Annotated in this window: 15 protein-coding genes; 10 read left to right on the top strand and 5 right to left on the bottom strand. The window is 59.2% G+C overall.

What is annotated here, in order from left to right:
• Window positions 1-4: 4 nt before the first annotated feature.
• Complete coding sequence (locus ACZRKZ_RS15330; protein ID WP_463967753.1) at window positions 5-676, bottom strand: TetR/AcrR family transcriptional regulator; 672 nt, start codon at window positions 674-676, stop codon at window positions 5-7.
• 147 nt (window positions 677-823) lie between these two features.
• Between ACZRKZ_RS15330 and ACZRKZ_RS15325 the strand changes: the two genes are divergently transcribed.
• From ACZRKZ_RS15325 to ACZRKZ_RS15305, 5 genes are all read left to right on the top strand, one after another.
• The gene (locus tag ACZRKZ_RS15325) at window positions 824-2251 is read left to right on the top strand and encodes a coniferyl aldehyde dehydrogenase (protein ID WP_463981985.1); all 1428 of its coding nucleotides are present in this window, start codon (window positions 824-826) and stop codon (window positions 2249-2251) included.
• 28 nt (window positions 2252-2279) lie between these two features.
• Complete coding sequence (locus ACZRKZ_RS15320; RefSeq protein ID WP_463981984.1) at window positions 2280-2825, top strand: twin-arginine translocation pathway signal protein; 546 nt, start codon at window positions 2280-2282, stop codon at window positions 2823-2825.
• A gap of 33 nt (window positions 2826-2858) precedes the next feature.
• Entirely contained in the window at window positions 2859-4454 is a 1596-nt protein-coding gene (locus tag ACZRKZ_RS15315) for a GMC family oxidoreductase (RefSeq protein ID WP_463981983.1), read from the top strand.
• A gap of 114 nt (window positions 4455-4568) precedes the next feature.
• Window positions 4569-5048 carry a pantetheine-phosphate adenylyltransferase gene (gene coaD, locus ACZRKZ_RS15310; protein WP_049711086.1) on the top strand — a complete coding sequence of 160 codons (480 nt, stop codon included), beginning with the start codon at window positions 4569-4571 and terminating at the stop codon, window positions 5046-5048.
• A 181-nt stretch (window positions 5049-5229) separates the two neighbouring features.
• Entirely contained in the window at window positions 5230-5481 is a 252-nt protein-coding gene (locus ACZRKZ_RS15305) for a YfhL family 4Fe-4S dicluster ferredoxin (RefSeq protein WP_133102465.1), read from the top strand.
• Window positions 5482-5513: 32 nt separating this feature from the next.
• Here the strand turns inward: ACZRKZ_RS15305 and mutM are convergent, their stop codons facing one another.
• Window positions 5514-6326 (bottom strand): bifunctional DNA-formamidopyrimidine glycosylase/DNA-(apurinic or apyrimidinic site) lyase, encoded by an 813-nt coding sequence (gene mutM, locus ACZRKZ_RS15300; protein WP_463981982.1) that lies wholly within the window; start codon window positions 6324-6326, stop codon window positions 5514-5516.
• Window positions 6327-6362: 36 nt separating this feature from the next.
• Complete coding sequence (locus ACZRKZ_RS15295; RefSeq protein ID WP_463967928.1) at window positions 6363-7175, bottom strand: HDOD domain-containing protein; 813 nt, start codon at window positions 7173-7175, stop codon at window positions 6363-6365.
• A gap of 187 nt (window positions 7176-7362) precedes the next feature.
• On the opposite strand from ACZRKZ_RS15295, the gene ACZRKZ_RS15290 reads away from it, so the two are divergent.
• The 4 genes from ACZRKZ_RS15290 to ilvD all read left to right on the top strand — a co-directional run bounded on the left by ACZRKZ_RS15290 (window position 7363) and on the right by ilvD (window position 12911).
• The gene (locus tag ACZRKZ_RS15290) at window positions 7363-8559 is read left to right on the top strand and encodes a class I SAM-dependent rRNA methyltransferase (protein WP_463981981.1); all 1197 of its coding nucleotides are present in this window, start codon (window positions 7363-7365) and stop codon (window positions 8557-8559) included.
• 260 nt (window positions 8560-8819) lie between these two features.
• The gene (locus tag ACZRKZ_RS15285; protein ID WP_463981980.1) at window positions 8820-10019 is read left to right on the top strand and encodes an MFS transporter; all 1200 of its coding nucleotides are present in this window, start codon (window positions 8820-8822) and stop codon (window positions 10017-10019) included.
• Window positions 10020-10237: 218 nt separating this feature from the next.
• Complete coding sequence (locus tag ACZRKZ_RS15280) at window positions 10238-10696, top strand: REP-associated tyrosine transposase (RefSeq protein ID WP_133102470.1); 459 nt, start codon at window positions 10238-10240, stop codon at window positions 10694-10696.
• Between the two features lie 373 nt (window positions 10697-11069).
• Window positions 11070-12911 (top strand): dihydroxy-acid dehydratase, encoded by a 1842-nt coding sequence (gene ilvD, locus ACZRKZ_RS15275; RefSeq protein ID WP_133102471.1) that lies wholly within the window; start codon window positions 11070-11072, stop codon window positions 12909-12911.
• 152 nt (window positions 12912-13063) lie between these two features.
• Here the strand turns inward: ilvD and ACZRKZ_RS15270 are convergent, their stop codons facing one another.
• On the bottom strand, window positions 13064-14122 hold the full coding sequence (locus ACZRKZ_RS15270) for an HAD family hydrolase (protein WP_149412236.1): 1059 nt from the start codon (window positions 14120-14122) through the stop codon (window positions 13064-13066).
• A 242-nt stretch (window positions 14123-14364) separates the two neighbouring features.
• Here ACZRKZ_RS15270 and ACZRKZ_RS15265 point away from each other — a divergent pair, with 242 nt between their 5' ends.
• Complete coding sequence (locus tag ACZRKZ_RS15265; protein WP_463981979.1) at window positions 14365-15756, top strand: L-cystine transporter; 1392 nt, start codon at window positions 14365-14367, stop codon at window positions 15754-15756.
• A gap of 54 nt (window positions 15757-15810) precedes the next feature.
• Here the strand turns inward: ACZRKZ_RS15265 and ACZRKZ_RS15260 are convergent, their stop codons facing one another.
• A complete protein-coding gene (locus ACZRKZ_RS15260) occupies window positions 15811-16323 on the bottom strand; it encodes a dihydrofolate reductase (RefSeq protein WP_463967746.1) in 513 nt (170 codons plus the stop codon).
• Window positions 16324-16363 lie beyond the last annotated feature (40 nt).

The following is a 16363-nucleotide window of genomic DNA, read 5'->3' as shown; positions in this document are numbered from 1 at the left end:
GGTTCTACTTCACGTCTTCCAGTGCCTGGCTCAGCGGCACGTAAAACTCCTTGAACAGTGCGTCCACCGCATCAAAAGCCTGCGGCGTGACAAACCCGGCTTCCAGCACCAGCACCTGATACACCCCGCGCTTGATCGCCTCGGCGCTCAGGTGCGCTGAGTTTTCGTTGGTGGTGCACAAAAAACGCACCCAGGAGGTAAGGATGATCCAGGCATTGAGGGTCAGGGCCTCCGTCTGCACCGGGTTCATGTTCAGGATGCCGGCGTCGACAAAACCCTTGTAGATAGCGCTGCCCTGAATCAGGCAACGTTGAGAAAAACGCCGGTAGCCGGTGGCCAGTTCCGGATCGCTTTCCAGCAGATGTTCCAGGTCGCGGTGCAAAAAGCGGTAGCGCCACATGCCGGCCAGCACCGCTTGCAGGTAGAAACGCTTGTCTTCGACGGTCACGGCACGGCCTTGAGGTGGGCGCAGGAAACTGTCGACCAGAGCTTCGTACTCGCGAAACAGCACGGCGATAATCGCCTGCTTATTGGGGAAGTGGTAGTACAGGTTACCCGGAGAAATCTCCATGTGGGCGGCGATATGGTTGGTGCTGACACTGCGCTCGCCTTGCTGGTTGAACAGTTCCAGGCTGGTTTGCACGATGCGCTCGCTGGTCTTTACTCGTGGTGCCATGGGGGATCAGCTTCGATTACCAGGGGTGCGGGCATCTTACGACCTATCCTTGTCAGGATAAATCCAAGTGTTACTGCAATGTCATTTGACAACTTAGAGCAATAACTCTAAAAACTCATTCATTCCAATAAAAAGTCGGGAACTGCCATGTCTGCCAACGTTGCCTACCTGCAAGATTCCCAAGCGCTGGATCAGCTACAGGGGCTGTTCGACATCCAGCGCCGGGCCTACGCCGCCAACCCCATGCCGCCGGCCGCACAACGCCAGCAATGGCTCAAAGCCTTGCGAGATCTGCTCAGCGATGAACGCCAGGCGCTGATCGACGCCATCAGCAGTGATTTCAGCCATCGCAGCGCCGACGAGACCCTGTTCGCCGAGTTGATGCCCAGCCTGCACGGCATTCATTACGCCAGCAAACACCTCAAGGGCTGGATGAAACCGTCCCGTCGCGCTGTAGGCATTGCCTTCCAGCCCGCCTCGGCCAAGGTTATTTATCAACCGTTGGGCGTGGTCGGGATTATCGTGCCCTGGAACTACCCGTTGTACCTGGCCATCGGCCCGCTTGTCGGCGCTCTGGCGGCCGGTAATCGGGTGATGCTCAAGCTCAGTGAATCCACCCCCGCTACCGGGCAGTTGCTCAAGGCCCTGTTGGCGAAAATCTTTCCCGAAGACCTGGTCTGCGTGGTGCTCGGCGAAGCCGAAGTGGGCATCGCGTTTTCCAAGCTGCGTTTCGATCACCTGCTGTTCACTGGCGCCACCAGCATCGGTAAGCATGTAATGCGTGCGGCGGCCGAGCACCTGACGCCTGTCACGCTGGAGCTGGGTGGCAAGTCGCCGGCAATCGTTTCAGCAGAGGTACCGCTCAAGGACGCCGCCGAGCGGATCGCCTTCGGCAAGACGTTGAATGCCGGGCAAACCTGCGTGGCGCCGGACTACGTACTGGTGCCGGAAGACCGTGTCGACGGTTTCGTCGAGGCCTACAGCAAGGCAGTTCGCGGGTTTTATCCGACCCTCGCCGACAACCCGGACTACACAGCGATCATCAACGAACGGCAATTGGCCCGGCTCAACGGTTACGTCAAGGACGCTACCGACAAGGGCGCGACTCTGATCCCGCTGTATGACCAGGGACAGGGGCGGCGCATGGCCCACAGCCTGCTGCTGAATGTCAGCGACGAGATGACGGTGATGCAGGACGAAATTTTCGGCCCAGTGCTGCCCATCGTCCCGTATCGCGGCCTCGATCAAGCCTTTGCCTACATCAACCAGCGCCCTCGCCCACTGGCTCTGTATTACTTCGGCTACAACAAGGCCGAACAAAATCGCGTGCTCCATGAAACCCACTCCGGCGGCGTGTGCCTGAACGACACCCTGTTGCATGTGGCCCAGGACGATATGCCTTTTGGCGGCATCGGCCCCTCGGGCATGGGCCATTACCACGGCCACGAAGGTTTCCTAACGTTCAGCAAAGCCAAGGGAGTGTTGGTGAAGCAACGCCTGAATGCGGCGAAATTGATTTATCCGCCCTATGGCAAATCAATCCAGAAATTGATCCAGAAGCTGTTTGTCCGCTAACAAACCCATCACCGGGATAACAATAAGAATGAACCCTAGCCTGATTGAAACACCTGGGATGTCGCGGCGCGGAGTCCTGAAAGTAGGCCTGTGTGCCAGTGCGTTCCTGGCAACCGCAGGCGCAGGCGCCAGCCTTAGCGGTTGCTCCAGCAGCACCCCGGCCAGCGGCTTTGCCATGTTGCGCAGCAGTGACCTACCGTTTTTACGGGCGGTGATTCCAGTGCTGCTGGAAGGCGTGGCCAGCGCCCAGGAAGTGGCAGCTGGAATTGAAGACACGCTGAAAAAACTCGATTACAGCTTGCAACACCTGTCACCGGAGATGTTCAAGCTGACCCAGCAGTTATTTGACGTGCTGGGCATGGCCATCACCCGCGGGCCATTGACCGGCGTGTGGGGCAGTTGGGAAAACGCCAGCAGCGAGCAAATCCGCAACTTCCTGCACCGCTGGGAGAACAGCTACCTGAACCTGCTGCGCATGGGCCAGGGCTCGCTGCTCAAGCTGGTGATCATGGCCTGGTATTTCCGAGCCCAATCCTGGGCCCATTGCGGGTATCCCGGCCCGCCCAGGATCTGATCTGCATCCCTATAAAAACAAGAGAAGACACTGATGCCCGTACCTGATCTGTTCCGAGACGGCATGGCCCGCGGCTGGAAAACCCATAACGGCGCCGCCCTCGACCAGGACCTGACCCTGGAAGCCGATGTCGCGATCATCGGCAGCGGCGCAGGCGGTGGCACCACTGCCGAAATCCTCAGCGCCGCCGGCTACAAGGTGCTGTTGATCGAGGAAGGCCCGCTCAAGACCAGCAGCGACTTCAAGATGCTTGAGGACGAGGCCTACGCCAGCCTGTACCAGGAAGGCATCGGCCGGATGAGCAAGGACGGTGCCATCACCATCCTCCAGGGCCGCGCAGTGGGCGGCACCACGTTAATCAACTGGACCTCCAGTTTCCGCACGCCCGACCCGACGCTCGCCCACTGGGCCAGCGAATACGCGATCAAGGGCCACAGCAGCGCCGAAATGGCGCCCTGGTTCGAGAAAATGGAACAGCGCCTGGGCATCGCGCCCTGGGCTATCCCACCCAACGCCAACAACGATGTGATCCGCAAAGGCTGTGAAAAGCTCGGCTACAGTTGGCATGTAATCCCGCGCAACGTGCGCGGCTGTTTCAACCTGGGTTATTGCGGCATGGGCTGCCCGGTCAACGCCAAGCAATCAATGCTGGTGACCACCATCCCGTCGACGTTGGAGCAAGGCGGCGAGCTGCTGTACCTGGCCCGCGCCGAACGCCTGAAGTTCAGCGGCGACACCATCACCAGCCTGGAATGCGTGGCGATGGACTCACGCTGCGTGGCGCCCACAGGCCGAAAAATTACGGTGAAGGCCAAGCATTACGTGCTGGCGGGCGGCGGCATCAATAGCCCGGCGCTGCTGCTGCGTTCGGATGCGCCCGATCCCCATTCGCGGCTGGGCAAGCGGACCTTCCTGCACCTGGTGAATTTTTCCGCTGGGCTGTTCGACGAGGTGATCAACCCGTTCTATGGCGCGCCGCAGTCAATCTACTCCGACCATTTCCAATGGCAGGACGGCACCTCCGGCAAAATGTCCTACAAGCTTGAAGTGCCTCCGCTGCACCCCGGTTTGGCCAGCACCTTGTTCGGTGGTTATGGCACGCAAAACGCCCTGAACATGGGCCAGCTACCCAATACCCACGCCATGCTCGCGCTACTGCGGGACGGATTTCACCCCGACAGCCAAGGCGGCAGTGTCGAACTACGCGGCGACGGCACGCCAGTGCTCGACTATCAAGTCTCGCCCTACGCCTGGGACGGCTTGCGCCGCGCCTTCCACAGCATGGCCGAGATCCAGTTTGCCGGCGGTGCCAAGTCGGTGATGCCGCTGCACAATGATGCGCGCTACGTGAACACCCTGGCCCAAGCGCGCAGCATGATCGATGGCCTGAACCTGGAATTGCACCGCACACGGCTGGGCAGTGCCCACGTGATGGGCGGTTGCGCCATGGGCGACGAGCCGAAAAACGCCGTAGCCGACAGCCTCGGCCGCCATCATCAGTTGCGCAATCTGTCGATCCACGATGGCTCTTTATTCCCCACCAGCATCGGCGCCAACCCACAGCTTTCGGTGTATGGGCTGACGGCGCAACTGGCAACAGCACTGGCAGAACGTCTGAAAACAGCCTGAAAAAGCAGACTATTCGCGGTGTCTATAGTGCTTTCTTCTGAATAAGTTGACTTGGCCGACCGGGATGGCTGCGATACCATCCGGTTCCCCAACGGACTCCGCCAGGACGACGCGATGAACCGAGTGTTGTACCCAGGTACCTTCGACCCTATTACCAAGGGCCATGGTGATCTGGTCGAACGCGCCTCGCGCTTGTTCGACCACGTGATCATCGCGGTCGCCGCCAGCCCCAAGAAAAACCCGCTGTTTCCCCTGGAACAGCGCGTGGAGCTGGCCCGTGAGGTCACCAAGCATCTGCCCAACGTCGAAGTCGTCGGCTTCGCCACGCTGCTGGCGCATTTCGCCAAGGAACAGAACGCCAATGTATTCCTGCGCGGCCTGCGAGCGGTGTCGGACTTCGAATATGAATTTCAGCTGGCCAACATGAACCGTCAATTGGCGCCGGATGTGGAAAGCCTGTTTCTTACGCCGTCGGAGCGTTATTCGTTCATTTCCTCGACCCTGGTCCGGGAAATCGCCGCGCTGGGCGGTGACATCACCAAGTTTGTCCACCCTGCGGTAGCCGATGCGCTGACCCTACGCTTCAAGAAATAAAATAATTGTGGCGAGCGGGGTTACCCGCGCCGGACTGCGCAGCAGTCCCATTTTTGGGGCCGCTTCGCAGCCCAACGCGGGTAAACCCGCTCGCCACAGCTCGCACTGCGGGCGCCAATGCGGCACAATTGCGCGCATTAGTTTTCAGATGCCTTGGCCATGTGCCCTGGCAGGAGTCCCCATGTCCCTGATCATCACCGACGATTGCATCAACTGCGACGTTTGCGAACCCGAGTGCCCGAACGCCGCCATTTCCCAAGGCGAAGAGATCTATGTGATCGACCCGAACCTGTGCACACAATGCGTCGGCCACTACGACGAACCCCAGTGCCAGCAGGTTTGCCCGGTGGATTGCATTCCGCTGGATGAGGCTCATCCAGAGACGCAAGAGCAGTTGATGGAGAAGTATCTGGTGATTACCGGGAAGGCTTAAGGATTAGCTCGGCCCAAGTGCTTCCCCTTCAATCAGCTCTGGCACCTGGGGCAAAACACGCTCGCCCGCTGCCCCAGCTTCACTTCGCGCAACTCGGTCCCGCAGACTTTGCAGCCCGCCCCGCCACGGCCATAGACGAACAATTGCTGCTGGAAATACCCCGGCTGCCCGTCGCCGCCGATAAAGTCCCGCAGTGTAGTGCCGCCGCGCTCGATGGCGGCGGCGAGAATGCGCTTGATCTCAATCGCCAGCTTCAAATAGCGCCCACGGGAAATGCCTCCGGCCGCACGGCGCGGGTCGATCCCGGCAGCGAACAACGCTTCAGTCGCGTAGATATTGCCCACCCCCACCACCACCGCGTTGTCCATGATGAACGGCTTCACCGCTATGGATCGCCCACGGGACATCTGGAACAGGCGCTCGCCATCAAACAGGTCGGTCAACGGCTCCGGCCCCAGGCGAACCAGCAGTTCATGGTTGAGCGGGTCCAGGCTCCAGAGCATCGCACCGAAACGTCGAGGGTCGGTGTAACGCAGGGCCAGGCCCGACTCCAGCTCGATGTCCACATGCTCATGCTTGGCCGCCGGCAGGCCGACCTCCACCAGCCGCAGATTGCCCGACATACCCAAGTGGCTGATCAAGGTGCCCACTTCGGCATTGATCAACAGGTACTTGGCCCGCCGCTCCACCAGCACGATGCGTTGCCCGGAAAGCCGCACATCCAGGTCTTCGGGGATCGGCCAGCGCAAGCGCCGGTCACGCACCACCACGCGGCTGACCCGCTGGCCTTCCAGGTGTGGCGCAATACCGCGCCGGGTGGTTTCGACTTCGGGTAACTCGGGCATGTTTACCTCTGGTATGAAGGGGCCGTGAATAAAAGATCAGTGCGTACCCAGCTCGCGAATCGACAACTTCAGGCTCTCGAAGTCGTAATCCGACAAACCGACGTAATCGAGCACCAGATGGCCGATGCTGTTCCATTCGTGGTCATCCACCTGATTGCCCAGCACCCGGTAAGAGGCGCAAATATGCTCGGCCATTTTCAGGATCGCCAGCAGGTTTTTCAGCGGGCTGTTGCGCGCAGATTCGTCGCTGAAAATCGCCAGGGCGTTGTGGTGGTTGGCGATGGCGTTGGTCACGTGCTCCGGCAAGCGCCAGGATTTGGCCGTGTAATAGCCGACTACCGCATGATTGGTGTTGAACGCCCTATTTTCGGTATCGACCACGCGGCACTCCGGGCCAGCGCAGGCGTAGGACTCTTCCAGCACCGCCATGTAATCAGGGAAGCGCTTGAGCATCAGCGGTACGCCACAATCGTGAAACAGCCCCAGGGCATAGGCTTCGTCCACAGCCTGGGAGCCAGTGCGCTTGGCCAGGGTCAGGCACGTCATGGCGACGTCCTGGGCGGTGTCCCAGAACCGGTTGAGGGTGACGATGGTGTCGTCGCTCATCTCGCCCTTGATCGACTGGGCGTTGATCAGGTTGATGATCGAGCGGCTGCCCAGCAGGTTTACCGCCCGTTGGATCGAAGCAATCTTGTTACTCAGGCCGTAATACGGCGAGTTGACGATCTTCAGCAACGAGCCGGAAAGGCCCGGGTCCTGGGCGATCAGCCGGGCAATCACTTCCAGGTCCGGGTCGGGCATGTACTGCTCCATCTGCAAATCCACCATGATTTGCGGTTGAGGCGGCACGCTGATGCCTTGCAGGGCCTGCTGGATCTGTTCGGCGGAAAGCTCTTGGGACATAAGTTCATACTCTGGGCTAGGCGGCGATTCTAACCCTTATAAAGGATGGGTCGACACCTTCCCGCACATCCGGCGGCGCGATCAATTGCTACACAACAGGGTATACTCCCGCTCTTTTTTCCGGAGCGACGTCATGTCCCTGCCAAGCCTGCGTCTCAAAGCCAACGCCGATCGTCGTTTGCGCAACGGCCACCTGTGGGTCTACAGCAACGAAATCGACGTGGCCGCCACCCCACTTCATGGCTTCAAGGCAGGCGACCAGGCGATTCTGGAAGCGGCCGGCGGCAAGCCGTTGGGCATCGTGGCCATGAGCCCGAACAACCTGATCTGCGCCCGCCTGTTGTCCCGCGACGTCAAGTTGCCCCTGGACAAATCCCTGCTGGTCCACCGCATAAACGTCGCCCTGTCCCTGCGCGATCGCCTGTTCGACAAGCCGTTCTACCGTCTGGTGTACGGCGATTCCGACTTGCTGCCGGGTCTGGTGGTCGACCGTTTCGGCGACATCCTGGTGGTACAGATCGCCTCGGCGACCATGGACGCCCATAAAGACGACGTGATCGCCGCGCTGACCCAAGTGCTCAAGCCCAGCGGTATCCTGTTCAAGAACGACTCCGCCGCCCGCGACGCCGAAGGCCTCAACCGCTACGTCGAAACCGTATTCGGCCTGGTGCCGGAATGGGTTGCCCTAGAAGAAAACGGCGTGAAGTTCGAAGCGCCGGTCATCCAAGGCCAGAAAACCGGCTGGTTCTACGACCACCGCATGAACCGCGCCCGCCTGGCCCCTTACGCCAAAGGCAAACGCGTCCTGGACCTGTACAGCTACATCGGCGGCTGGGGCGTGCAAGCCGCCGCGTTCGGTGCCAGTGAAGTCTTCTGCGTTGACTCTTCGGCCTTCGCCCTCGACGGCGTCGAGCGCAACGCAGCGCTGAACGGTGTTGCCGAGAAGATGACCTGCGTCGAAGGCGACGTCTTCGAAGCCCTGAAAGAACTGAAAGCCAGCGAAGAACGCTTCGACGTGATCGTCGCCGATCCTCCTGCCTTCATCAAACGCAAGAAAGACATGAAAAACGGCGAAGGCGCCTACCGCCGTCTCAACGAGCAAGCCATGCGCCTGCTCAGCAAGGACGGCATCCTGATCAGCGCCTCGTGCTCCATGCATTTGCCAGAAGATGACCTGCAGAACATCCTGCTGACCAGCGCCCGTCACCTGGATCGCAATATCCAGATGCTGGAACGTGGCAGCCAGGGCCCGGATCATCCGGTGCACCCGGCGATTGCCGAGACTCGGTACATCAAGAGCATTACTTGCCGGTTGTTGCCCAATAGCTAAGCCTGAAACCGCCAGCCCCCTGTAGGAGCGAGCTTGCTCCAGGCGGCGTTCCGACGAAAAACGCATAGACGACGCGGGCTACCTGGTAGCCCTGCGTTATCGTTGACGTTCTTCGTCGGAACGCCGCCTGGAGCAAGCTCGCTCCTACAATGGAATGGCAACCCACGTCACTACGGGAAGCCTCCCACAATAGTTTTGATTGAATTCCCCGTTTCGCAGACTAGTATCGGTTTCTGGTTTTCCTCCGAAAAATAACAACAATGTCTGAGTCCTCCTGCTCGCCCCCGCTCAGGGTCGACGTAAAACGCCAACAGCTCTCTCGACTCATACTCATCACCTGTATTTCACTGATCAGCTTTTTTCCGATCAATATTCTCCTGCCTTCTTTTCCAGCCTTGGCCACGAAGTTCAATACTTCAACGGCAGAAATCGCCCTGTCCATCAGCTTGTTCACGCTGGTTTTTGCGATTTCTCAGTTAATAACCGGCCCGCTCTCAGATAAGTGGGGGCGCAAGGAAGTCCTTCTGGGTTGCATCGTTGTTTCTACACTTGGCGCGATCGGTTGCGCACTGGCGGTGGACTACCTGAGCTTCCTGCTCTTTCGCGCCCTCCAGGCGATAGGCTGTGGTTTCTTTGTACTGGGTCATGCATTGGTTGAGGACCTGTTCGAGGAACAGGACCGAGCCCGGGTGCGAATTTATTACATGACCTTGAGCGGCTCCTTTGTTGCACTGTCGCCGCTGTTGGGGTCTTGGCTGCAAACCACGTTCGATTGGCAGGGCAGCTTTTATGGGTTTTCGTTAATGGCGCTCGGCATGTTTATCCATGCCCAACTGATACTGCCTTCCAAGGCAGCCAGCCCGCAAAGAACACCCATATCAATAATCCACACACTGAAATCCATCATTGGCAATCGAGATTTCATTCGTTACTGGTGGATCGCCGCGCTGGTGTTTGCCTGTTATTTCGCGTTGATCAGCGTGACACCGCTGATTTTCATGGATGCGTTGAAGCTGTCCGAGTACCAGTACGCATTGGTGTTGATGGTGTACGGCGTAGCCTATTTACTCGGCGGCGTTGCTGCTTCGTTTTTGCAGAAACACATCTCCCTGTCCCGGCAAATCAATATCGGGCTCGGTTTACTGGGTGTCGCAGGAGCGTTGTTGGCGTTGATCATCAGTTATGAAGCGATAACCACCATCACCCTGCTGATACCGATGCTGATAAGCGCCCTGGCTGTCACCCTGGTTCGGCCCGCCGCGATTTCTGCGGCAATGTTGCTGTTCTCCAGCCGCGCAGGTACAGCCGCATCAGCCGGTAATAGCATCATGTTCATCACCGCCGCCGTCAGCAGCGCCGCCCTGACGCAAGCCGGTATCCACTTGCTGATGACCATTGCGGTCAGCTTCATCGTCTTCAGTCTTTGGGGCTTGCTGACGAATGCCAGGGTAGGACGTTGAGTGCTTTCCACTGTAGGAGCGAGCTTGCTCCGGGCGGCGTTCCGACGAAAAACGCATAGGCACCGCGGACTACCTGATAGCGCTGCGTTATCGTTGACGTTCTTCGCGAGCAAGCTCGCTCCTACAGGAAGCGAGACACATCCTGACCCACTGTCGAAACGACAACCTCCCGCCCCACGCCTACCGTTTCTCTTCCCATCACGGAAGAGGACGAAGGAATGTCCAACGCACCACATGCACATCATTTACGCACCGGTCGCTACTCGGAACCTGGGCGTTTCTACTTGTTAACTGCCGTTACCCATCAACGACAACCAGCCTTCAAGGATTGGCGCATGGGTCGACTGGTGGTGAACGAATTCAGAAGAGCTGAGGAAGACGGCAAGGCCACCTCCGTGGCGTGGGTGGTCATGCCTGATCACTTCCACTGGCTGGTTGAGCTGCATAGCGGTGACTTGCCGAAGCTGATGCAAGCCACCAAGTCGCGAAGCGCACGAGCCATCAATAAGGCGAGAGGTCTGCACGAGACGCTGTGGCAAAAAGGTTATTTCGACCGGGCGCTGCGTCGCGAAGAGGATCTGAAAGCGATGGCTCGGTACATCGTCGGCAATCCATTGCGAGCCGGGCTAGTCGACCATATCGGCGAATACTCGCTGTGGGACGCAATGTGGCTCTGAAATGCACACCTCATGTAGGAGCGAGCTTGCTCGCGAAAAACGCAAAGGCACCGCTGGCTATCTGATAGCCCTGCGTTATCGTTGACGTTTTTCGCGAGCAAGCTCGCTCCTACAGTTATTGTATTTTACGCACCCACACGTCTCGTAAGCGCTACCTCCACGCTTCTCGCCATTCCCTCCAGCCGCCAGCGGTGTAGAATCGGCCTATTCATCGCCAGTCATCCCCCGGCGGGTTTATGAGCTCAAGGCCAATGCGCACGGCGATCCCGTAACGTTTGAGGCAACTTCCGGACACACGGCCATTTCTGATGTGCTCCAGACGTCAATAGAAGCTCACTCCCCTTAGTACCTGATTAGCCGCCCGGAGTGCTCCATGCCAGATTACCGCTCGAAAACATCCACCCACGGCCGCAACATGGCCGGCGCCCGCGCACTGTGGCGCGCCACGGGGATGAAAGATGACGACTTCAAAAAGCCGATCATCGCCATTTCCAACTCGTTCACCCAGTTCGTACCAGGCCACGTCCACCTCAAGGACCTGGGGCAACTGGTGGCCCGTGAGATCGAACGCGCTGGCGGCGTAGCGAAAGAATTCAACACCATCGCCGTGGACGACGGCATCGCCATGGGCCATGACGGCATGCTGTATTCCCTGCCGAGCCGCGAAATCATCGCCGACTCCGTGGAATACATGGTCAACGCCCACTGCGCCGACGCCATCGTGTGCATTTCCAACTGCGACAAAATCACCCCTGGCATGCTGATGGCCGCCCTGCGCCTGAACATTCCGGTGATTTTCGTCTCCGGCGGTCCGATGGAAGCCGGCAAGACCAAACTCGCCAGCCACGGCCTGGACCTGGTAGATGCCATGGTCATCGCCGCCGATTCCAGTGCTTCTGACGAGAAGGTTGCGGAATACGAGCGTAGCGCCTGCCCAACCTGTGGTTCGTGCTCCGGCATGTTCACCGCCAACTCGATGAACTGCCTGGTGGAAGCCCTGGGCCTTGCCTTGCCGGGCAACGGTTCGACACTGGCCACCCACAGCGACCGCGAGCAGCTGTTCCTGCAGGCCGGGCGCACCATCGTCGAGCTGTGCAAGCGTTACTACACCGACAACGATGAGTCGGTGTTGCCGCGCAACATCGCCAACTTCAAGGCGTTCGAAAACGCCATGACCCTGGATATCGCCATGGGCGGTTCCACCAACACCATCCTGCACTTGCTGGCCGCCGCCCAAGAAGCCGAGATCGACTTCGACCTGCGCGACATCGACCGTCTCTCGCGCCATGTGCCGCAATTGTGCAAAGTCGCGCCGAACATCCAGAAGTACCACATGGAAGACGTGCACCGCGCCGGTGGGATCTTCTCGATCCTCGGCTCCCTGGCCCGTGGCGGCCTGCTGCACACCGACCTGCCGACCGTACACAGCAAGTCCCTCGCCGAGGGTATCGCCAAATGGGACATCACCCAGACTGACGATGAGGCCGTGCACACCTTCTTCAAGGCAGGCCCGGCCGGCATCCCGACCCAGACCGCATTCAGCCAGTCGACCCGTTGGGAAACCCTGGACGACGACCGTGAAAACGGCTGCATCCGCAGCGTCGAACACGCCTACTCCCAGGAAGGCGGCCTGGCCGTGCTGTACGGCAACATCGCCCTCGATGGCTGCGTGGTAAAAACCGCCGGCGTGGATGAGTCGATCCATGTGTTCGAAGGTCGCGCCAAGATCTACGAAAGCCAGGACAGCTCTGTGCGCGGCATCCTCGCTGACGAAGTGAAGGCTGGCGACATCGTGATCATCCGTTACGAAGGCCCGAAAGGCGGCCCGGGCATGCAGGAAATGCTCTATCCGACCTCGTACCTGAAGTCCAAGGGCCTGGGCAAAGCCTGCGCCTTGCTGACCGATGGTCGTTTCTCCGGCGGGACTTCCGGCCTGTCCATCGGCCACGCTTCCCCGGAAGCCGCTGCCGGTGGCGCGATTGGCCTGGTGCAAGACGGCGACAAGGTGCTGATCGACATTCCGAACCGCTCGATCAACCTGTTGATCAGCGATGAAGAACTGGCGGCACGCCGGGTCGAGCAGGACAAGAAAGGCTGGAAGCCAGTGGAGAAGCGTCCGCGCAAAGTCACCACCGCGCTGAAGGCTTACGCCCTGCTGGCTACCAGTGCCGACAAGGGTGCCGTGCGTAACAAGGCGATGTTGGACGGGCTGTAAGCCTGCCCTACCCATAAAAACCGTCGACCATAAAAATGCCCCGCCAAGTGCGGGGCATTTTTTTGTCTGGGTTAACCCGAAAATACTGGGTTCTACTGTGCGGTTGACCTTCTGTGGCGAGCGGGTTTATCCGCTCTCCACAACAGTTGGGGCTATTGAATCTCATCCGGCTTGACGATCACCCAATTCTTGTCCGCCGTGACCGGCAAGCCTTCCTTGGCCTGGGCCGCAGCGTGCTTGGCCATCATGCCGTTGAGCTGGGTCATGTATTTGTCCTTGCGGTTGACCCACAGGTGGATGCCGCCCTTAGCCACGTCAACATCGTGGAACAGCATGTAGCCGTCACTGGTTGGGGTGTCGCCGCCTACCAGCACCGGTTTTTTCCATTCGTCGATATAGGTCAGGATCGCCGCGTGTTTACCGGCCATCCAGGTCGCCGGGGTCCACAGGTAGGGAGTCAGTTCCAGGCCCAGGTTGGCCTTTTCGTCATACTTGCCAGCGGTGATTTGCTTACGGGCGGTGGTCAGCTCGCCGGTCTTGCGATCCTTGAGCAAAGTGGTGACGCCGATGACGTTCTGCGGCTTGACGTTGTAGCCGTACTTCGGGTCGGCGGCGACCATGCGCACCAGCTCTTCGGAGGCGGCGGTCATCACGTAGACCTCGATGCCGTTTTCCATCAATTTGTTGAACAGTTCAGCCTGGCCGGTAAAGATTTTCGGCGGCTGGACCTCCATGTTCTTCACCACGTCACCCTCGTAGTAGGTAGCCGGGACCGGCTTGCCGGAAGCCATCAACTCATCGACGTAGCCCTTGAGCTCCTTGAGGGTGAAACCGGAAAAAACCTGGGCGACCCACGGATAGCAGACCATGTCGTCGACTTCGCAAAGGCGATAGTAGTAACTGAACAGGCTTTCCTTGTGGTCGGCGGTGTCCTTGAACGGCATCAGCTTCAGTGAAGGATCGAGAGTGTCGCGGGTGATCAGGCCCTTGTTTTCCATGAACGGCAGCAAGGACTCTTCGAGGTCGTAGCGGTAACTGGTGTTGTCCATGTCGAACACCGCGAAGTTACCCTTATTGGCGTTGGCGGCGATCATTTCGTTCAGTTGCTTGGCGGCAGGTGCAGGCCAGTGCTTCAACTCGGTGGCGGCAAACGCCTGGCTGGCGAGCCCCAGGCAAAGTGCGGCGGCAAATAATCTTGGCGCGAGCTTCATGTGCGTTTTCTCCCTGAGTAAAAGACATCGACGCTAACAAATCCCTGTGACACTTCCCACCACGGGCACGACCGACTGCGTCCTGATCTCGCCACGGGCATACTCCTGAGCGCCAATCCCTTATTCCAAAAACGACAGTCACCATTCCATCTCGGTATTAAATCAATAAATATCAAGCTGTTAGGATCGCCGGTTCGCAATCGCAGGCTCACGCGATTGGCTGCCCTTTACATGGAGCTTCAATGAATCTGCCCCTGATTCTCAATTTACTGGTGTTTCTCGCCCTGTTGCTGGGCCTGGCACAAACCCGTCGCACCCACTGGAGCCTGGCCAGAAAGGTCTTGCTCGCCTTGGTGCTCGGCGTGGTTTTCGGTGTAATCCTGCACACCATTTATGGTGCCGGTCACCCGGTGCTCAAGGCGTCGATCGGCTGGTTTGACCTGGTAGGCAATGGTTATGTGCAGTTGCTGCAGATGATCGTGATCCCGCTGGTGTTCGCCTCGATCCTCAGCGCCGTGGCGCGGCTGCACAACGCCACAGCCCTGGGCAAGATCAGCTTCCTGACCATCGGCACGCTGCTGTTCACCACGGCTATCGCGGCGCTGATCGGTATCGGCCTGACCAACCTCTTCGGCCTCACCGCCGAAGGCCTGGTGGCCGGCACCCAGGAAATGGCCCGCCTGCAAGTGATCCAGAGCGACTACGCCGGCAAGGTCGCCGACCTGAATGTGCCGCAACTGCTGCTGTCGTTTATCCCGCAAAACCCGTTTGCCGACCTGGCGCGGGCCAAGCCGACGTCGATTATCAGCGTGGTGATTTTCGCTGCATTCCTGGGGGTTGCCGCGCTGCAATTGCTCAAGGATGACGTGGCAAAAGGTCAGAAAGTAATCAACGCCATCGACACCCTGCAAGCCTGGGTGATGCGCCTGGTGCGCCTGGTGATGAAGCTGACCCCTTACGGCGTACTGGCGCTGATGACTAAGGTGGTCGCCAACTCCAACCTGCAAGACATCGTCAAGTTGGGCAGTTTCGTGGCGGTGTCCTACCTGGCCCTGGGGCTGATGTTTGTGGTCCACGGCCTGCTGCTGTCTCTGTCCGGGATCAACCCGCTGCGGTTTTTCCGCAAGGTTTGGCCGGTGCTGACCTTTGCCTTCACCAGCCGCTCCAGCGCCGCAAGCATCCCGCTGAGCATTGAAGCGCAGACCCGGCGCCTGGGCATCCCGCAATCCATCGCCAGTTTTGCTGCCTCGTTTGGTGCGACCATCGGCCAGAACGGTTGCGCCGGCCTGTACCCGGCCATGTTGGCGGTAATGGTGGCGCCGACCGTGGGCATCAACCCGCTGGACCCGCTGTGGATTGCCACGCTGGTGGCGATTGTGACCTTGAGTTCGGCGGGCGTGGCCGGCGTGGGTGGCGGTGCGACATTTGCCGCGCTGATCGTGCTACCAGCCATGGGCTTGCCGGTGTCACTGGTGGCGTTGCTGATTTCGGTTGAGCCATTGATCGACATGGGCCGTACGGCGTTGAACGTCAATGGTTCGATGACAGCGGGGGCAATTACCAGCCAGATCATGCAGCAGACCGATAAAGAGCTGCTCAATGCCGATAAGCATGCCGAGTTGGCGCAGGCTTAGAATGAACCCTTAACCTGTCGAGATCGTTCCCGCGCGCGTGGGAACGATCTATCGTCAGATCTTTTCCCAAACCTCAAAGTTGAACGCTGGCTTATCGCCTTCGGCCGGATTCTCGACATTCGACACCAGTTTCCACTGGTTCAAGTCAAACTCGGGAAACCACGCATCCCCTTCAGGGCTCAACGCCACTCGCGTCAGATACAGGCGATCCGCCTGCGCAAGGCCCTGCGCATAAAGCTGCGCGCCGCCGATCAGCATCAGCTCATCAACGCCCTGCGCCAAAGCCCACTCTTCAGCTCGCGCCACCGCCGCATCGAGGGACGGATAAACTTGCGCACCTTCAAGCACCAGATCGGTCTGACGGCTGACCACGATATTCAAGCGACCCGGCAACGGCCGACCGAGGGAATCCCAGGTCTTGCGCCCCATGATGATCGGCTTGCCCAGCGTGGTGGCCTTGAAATACTTGAAATCCCCCGGCAAGTGCCAGGGCATGCTGTTGTCGACGCCGATCACACGGTTTTCACCGATGGCTGCAATCAGGCTTAAAGGGAGAGTTTTTTTCATGCTGGCGAGAATACCAGAGGCACACACCGACAAACGAGCG

The sequence above is a fragment of the Pseudomonas sp. c313 genome, assembly GCF_055407145.1.
This window is presented reverse-complemented; position numbering and strand designations above follow the sequence as displayed.

Coding starts and splice junctions, on each gene's coding strand:
- ACZRKZ_RS15330 (WP_463967753.1), bottom strand. CDS start 676: ATGGCACCACGAGTAAAGACCAGCGAGCGCATCGTGCAAACCAGCCTG.
- ACZRKZ_RS15325 (WP_463981985.1), top strand. CDS start 824: ATGTCTGCCAACGTTGCCTACCTGCAAGATTCCCAAGCGCTGGATCAG.
- ACZRKZ_RS15320 (WP_463981984.1), top strand. CDS start 2,280: ATGAACCCTAGCCTGATTGAAACACCTGGGATGTCGCGGCGCGGAGTC.
- ACZRKZ_RS15315 (WP_463981983.1), top strand. CDS start 2,859: ATGCCCGTACCTGATCTGTTCCGAGACGGCATGGCCCGCGGCTGGAAA.
- coaD (WP_049711086.1), top strand. CDS start 4,569: ATGAACCGAGTGTTGTACCCAGGTACCTTCGACCCTATTACCAAGGGC.
- ACZRKZ_RS15305 (WP_133102465.1), top strand. CDS start 5,230: ATGTCCCTGATCATCACCGACGATTGCATCAACTGCGACGTTTGCGAA.
- mutM (WP_463981982.1), bottom strand. CDS start 6,326: ATGCCCGAGTTACCCGAAGTCGAAACCACCCGGCGCGGTATTGCGCCA.
- ACZRKZ_RS15290 (WP_463981981.1), top strand. CDS start 7,363: ATGTCCCTGCCAAGCCTGCGTCTCAAAGCCAACGCCGATCGTCGTTTG.
- ACZRKZ_RS15285 (WP_463981980.1), top strand. CDS start 8,820: ATGTCTGAGTCCTCCTGCTCGCCCCCGCTCAGGGTCGACGTAAAACGC.
- ACZRKZ_RS15280 (WP_133102470.1), top strand. CDS start 10,238: ATGTCCAACGCACCACATGCACATCATTTACGCACCGGTCGCTACTCG.
- ilvD (WP_133102471.1), top strand. CDS start 11,070: ATGCCAGATTACCGCTCGAAAACATCCACCCACGGCCGCAACATGGCC.
- ACZRKZ_RS15270 (WP_149412236.1), bottom strand. CDS start 14,122: ATGAAGCTCGCGCCAAGATTATTTGCCGCCGCACTTTGCCTGGGGCTC.
- ACZRKZ_RS15265 (WP_463981979.1), top strand. CDS start 14,365: ATGAATCTGCCCCTGATTCTCAATTTACTGGTGTTTCTCGCCCTGTTG.
- ACZRKZ_RS15260 (WP_463967746.1), bottom strand. CDS start 16,323: ATGAAAAAAACTCTCCCTTTAAGCCTGATTGCAGCCATCGGTGAAAAC.